The 2665-nt window shown below is 52.5% G+C and carries 1 rRNA gene; it reads left to right on the forward strand.

Annotated elements, in window-relative coordinates:
- Positions 1-2551, forward strand: a 23S ribosomal RNA gene (locus R9X49_RS23075); the annotation flags it as partial.
- Between the last annotated feature and the right edge of the window lie 114 nt (positions 2552-2665).

The following is a 2665-nucleotide window of genomic DNA, read 5'->3' on the forward strand; positions in this document are numbered from 1 at the left end:
TTGTGAGTTCGATGAGTAGGGCGGGACACGTGACATCCTGTCTGAATATGGGGGGACCATCCTCCAAGGCTAAATACTCCTGACTGACCGATAGTGAACCAGTACCGTGAGGGAAAGGCGAAAAGAACCCCGGCGAGGGGAGTGAAATAGAACCTGAAACCGTGTACGTACAAGCAGTGGGAGCACCCTTTGGGGTGTGACTGCGTACCTTTTGTATAATGGGTCAGCGACTTATATTCTGTAGCAAGGTTAACCGTATAGGGGAGCCGCAGGGAAACCGAGTCTTAACTGGGCGTTAAGTTGCAGGGTATAGACCCGAAACCCGGTGATCTAGCCATGGGCAGGTTGAAGGTTGGGTAACACTAACTGGAGGACCGAACCGACTAATGTTGAAAAATTAGCGGATGACTTGTGGCTGGGGGTGAAAGGCCAATCAAACCGGGAGATAGCTGGTTCTCCCCGAAAGCTATTTAGGTAGCGCCTCGTGAATTCATCTTCGGGGGTAGAGCACTGTTTCGGCTAGGGGGTCATCCCGACTTACCAACCCGATGCAAACTACGAATACCGAAGAATGTTATCACGGGAGACACACGGCGGGTGCTAACGTTCGTCGTGAAGAGGGAAACAACCCAGACCGCCAGCTAAGGTCCCAAAGTCATGGTTAAGTGGGAAACGATGTGGGAAGGCATAGACAGCCAGGATGTTGGCTTAGAAGCAGCCATCATTTAAAGAAAGCGTAATAGCTCACTGGTCGAGTCGGCCTGCGCGGAAGATGTAACGGGGCTAAACCATGCACCGAAGCTGCGGCAGCGACACTTAGTGTTGTTGGGTAGGGGAGCGTTCTGTAAGCCTGCGAAGGTGGCCTGTGAGGGTTGCTGGAGGTATCAGAAGTGCGAATGCTGACATAAGTAACGATAATGCGGGTGAAAAACCCGCACGCCGGAAGACCAAGGGTTCCTGTCCAACGTTAATCGGGGCAGGGTGAGTCGACCCCTAAGGCGAGGCTGAAAAGCGTAGTCGATGGGAAACAGGTTAATATTCCTGTACTGGGTGTTACTGCGAAGGGGGGACGGAGAAAGCTAGGTTATCCGGGCGACGGTTGTCCCGGTTTAAGCGTGAAGGTGGATGACTTTGGTAAATCCGGGTCATCGTTAACACTGAGGCGTGATGACGAGTCACTACGGTGATGAAGTAACCAATGCTACGCTTCCAGGAAAAGCCTCTAAGCTCCAGGTAACATCGAATCGTACCCCAAACCGACACAGGTGGTCAGGTAGAGAATACTCAGGCGCTTGAGAGAACTCGGGTGAAGGAACTAGGCAAAATGGTGCCGTAACTTCGGGAGAAGGCACGCTGATGGTAGGTGAAGTGACTTGCTCATGGAGCTGAAATCAGTCGAAGATACCAGCTGGCTGCAACTGTTTAATAAAAACACAGCACTGTGCAAACACGAAAGTGGACGTATACGGTGTGACGCCTGCCCGGTGCCGGAAGGTTAATTGATGGGGTCAGCCGCAAGGCGAAGCTCTTGATCGAAGCCCCGGTAAACGGCGGCCGTAACTATAACGGTCCTAAGGTAGCGAAATTCCTTGTCGGGTAAGTTCCGACCTGCACGAATGGCGTAATGATGGCCAGGCTGTCTCCACCCGAGACTCAGTGAAATTGAACTCGCTGTGAAGATGCAGTGTACCCGCGGCAAGACGGAAAGACCCCGTGAACCTTTACTATAGCTTGACACTGAACCTTGAGCCTTGATGTGTAGGATAGGTGGGAGGCTTTGAAGCGTGGACGCCAGTCTGCGTGGAGCCAACCTTGAAATACCACCCTTTAATGTTTGATGTTCTAACGTGGACCCGTAATCCGGGTTGCGGACAGTGTCTGGTGGGTAGTTTGACTGGGGCGGTCTCCTCCCAAAGCGTAACGGAGGAGCACGAAGGTTAGCTAATCCTGGTCGGACATCAGGAGGTTAGTGCAAAGGCATAAGCTAGCTTGACTGCGAGAGTGACAGCTCGAGCAGGTGCGAAAGCAGGTCTTAGTGATCCGGTGGTTCTGAATGGAAGGGCCATCGCTCAACGGATAAAAGGTACTCCGGGGATAACAGGCTGATACCGCCCAAGAGTTCATATCGACGGCGGTGTTTGGCACCTCGATGTCGGCTCATCACATCCTGGGGCTGAAGTAGGTCCCAAGGGTATGGCTGTTCGCCATTTAAAGTGGTACGCGAGCTGGGTTTAGAACGTCGTGAGACAGTTCGGTCCCTATCTGCCGTGGGCGTTGGAAGATTGAGAGGGGTTGCTCCTAGTACGAGAGGACCGGAGTGAACGCACCACTGGTGTACGGGTTGTGATGCCAATTGCATTGCCCGGTAGCTAAGTGCGGAAGAGATAACCGCTGAAAGCATCTAAGCGGGAAACTTGCCTCGAGATGAGTCTTCCCTGGGCACTTGATGCCCCTGAAGGGCCGTTGAAGACGACGACGTAGATAGGCTGGGTGTGTAAGCGTAGCGATACGTTGAGCTAACCAGTACTAATGACCCGAGAGGCTTAACCTTACAACACCGAAGGTGTTTTGTGGGTGACTCATAGAAAACAATAATCAGCTTGTTCAGAGATTGGTTCTGATGGTTGTGCGAGCGCGTAAGCAACGTATAACGGTTGGAATGAAA

Source organism: Pectobacterium carotovorum, from assembly GCF_033898505.1.
GTDB classification, from domain to species: Bacteria; Pseudomonadota; Gammaproteobacteria; order Enterobacterales; family Enterobacteriaceae; genus Pectobacterium; species Pectobacterium carotovorum_J.